The sequence below is a fragment of the Streptomyces alkaliterrae genome, assembly GCF_007097205.2.
Classification (GTDB): Bacteria; Actinomycetota; Actinomycetes; order Streptomycetales; family Streptomycetaceae; genus Streptomyces; species Streptomyces alkaliterrae.
Map to the genome: position 1 here is coordinate 1 of NZ_VJYK02000538.1, position 1,872 is coordinate 1,872.

At 70.0% G+C, this 1,872-nt stretch carries 1 protein-coding gene; it reads right to left on the minus strand.

Annotated elements, in window-relative coordinates; all coding sequences use genetic code 11:
• Positions 1-63: 63 nt before the first annotated feature.
• Entirely contained in the window at positions 64-1,593 is a 1,530-nt protein-coding gene (locus FNX44_RS26530; protein WP_143651513.1) for a helix-turn-helix domain-containing protein, read from the minus strand.
• Positions 1,594-1,872 lie beyond the last annotated feature (279 nt).

Here is a 1,872-nt window from a genome sequence, read left to right on the forward strand (position 1 = left end):
CCGCCGCGCCCCCGCCCACCCCGCCAAGCCGCGGGTCGGACGGGGTGCGGCGGCACCTTCTTGTCAGATATCCCGGAAGATCTCGATCTGGGCGCCGATGGAGTTGAGGCGGTCGGCCAGGTCCTCGTAGCCGCGGTTGATGACGTAGACGTTCCGCAGGACGGAGGTTCCCTCGGCGGCCATCATGGCGAGCAGGACCACCACCGCCGGGCGCAGCGCGGGCGGGCACATCATCTCGGCGGCGCGCCAGCGGGTCGGGCCCTCGACCAGTACCCGGTGCGGGTCGAGGAGCTGGAGCCGGCCGCCGAGGCGGTTGAGGTCGGTGAGGTAGATCGCCCGGTTGTCGTAGACCCAGTCGTGGATCAGTGTGGAGCCGTGCGCGGACGCGGCGATGGCCGCGAAGAACGGCACGTTGTCGATGTTGAGGCCGGGGAACGGCATCGGGTGGATCTTGTCGATCGGCGCCTCCAGCTTGGAGGGCCGTACGGTGAGGTCGATCAGCCGGGTGCGTCCGTTGTCGGCCGGGTACTCGGGGCTGCGGTCGTGGTCGAGGCCCATCTCCTCCAGCACGGCCAGCTCGACCTCCAGGAACTCCACCGGTACGCGCCGGATGGTCAGTTCCGACTCGGTGACGACGGCGGCGGCCAGCAGGCTCATGGCCTCGACCGGGTCCTCGGAGGGGGAGTAGTCGACGTCGACGTTGATGTCGGCGCGTCCGTGCACGGTGAGGGTGGTGGTGCCGACGCCCTCCACGTCGACGCCGAGCTGCTCCAGGAAGAAGCACAGGTCCTGGACCATGTAGTTGGAGCTGGCGTTGCGGATGACGGTGACGCCGTCGTGGCGCGCGGCGGCGAGCAGGGCGTTCTCGGTGACGGTGTCGCCGCGCTCGGTCAGCACGATGGGGCGGTCGGGGCGGACGGAGCCCTCGACGAGGCCGTGGTACATGCCCTCGGTGGCCGTCACCTCCAGCCCGAACCGGCGGAGGGCCTGCATGTGCGGCTCGACCGTGCGGGTGCCCAGGTCGCAGCCGCCGGCGTAGGGGAGCCTGAAGCGCTCGGCGCGGTGCAGCAGCGGGCCCATGAACATGATGATCGACCGGGTGCGGCGGGCGGCCTCCGCGTCGATGCTGTCGAGGTCGAGTTCGGCGGGCGGCACGATCTCGAGGTCGGCGCCGTCGTTGATCCAGCGGGTGCGCACGCCGATGGAGTTCAGCACCTCCAGGAGGCGGTAGACCTCCTCGATGCGCGCGACGCGACGCAGCACGGTGCGACCGGAGTTGAGCAGCGTGGCGCACAGCAGGGCGACGCACGCGTTCTTGCTCGTCTTGACGTCGATGGCGCCCGAGAGGCGTCGGCGGCCGACCACTCGCAGGTGCATCGGGCCGGAGTAGCCAAGGGAGACGATCTCGCTGTCCAGCGCCTCTCCGATACGGGCGATCATCTCAAGACTGATGTTCTGGTTGCCGCGCTCGATGCGGTTGACCGCGCTCTGACTGGTGCCGAGCGCTTCCGCGAGCTGGCTCTGGGTCCAGCCACGGTGTTGCCGGGCGTCCCTGATGAGCTGTCCGATGCGTGCGAGGTAGTCGTCGGTCATGGCGGCGACCATATCTCAGATATGAGATGCGGTCATACCGCGACGCACTCTGTCAAGTGTCGGATATTCCGGACATCATGTTAGCGCGGTGCGGTTCCCCTGGCGGTGAGGGCGCGCTTGGCCGGCGACGGTCGGGGTGGCCGTGCCGGGTGTTTGGGGCGGTTGCGCCTGTTGTGGCCGGCTGGGCTGATCGGGTGATCGGGCTCGGCCGGCGAGGCCGTCCCCGCCGCGCCCGCGTGATGCCGTCAGGGGGTGCGGGGCGACGGGGGCGGCCTCGCC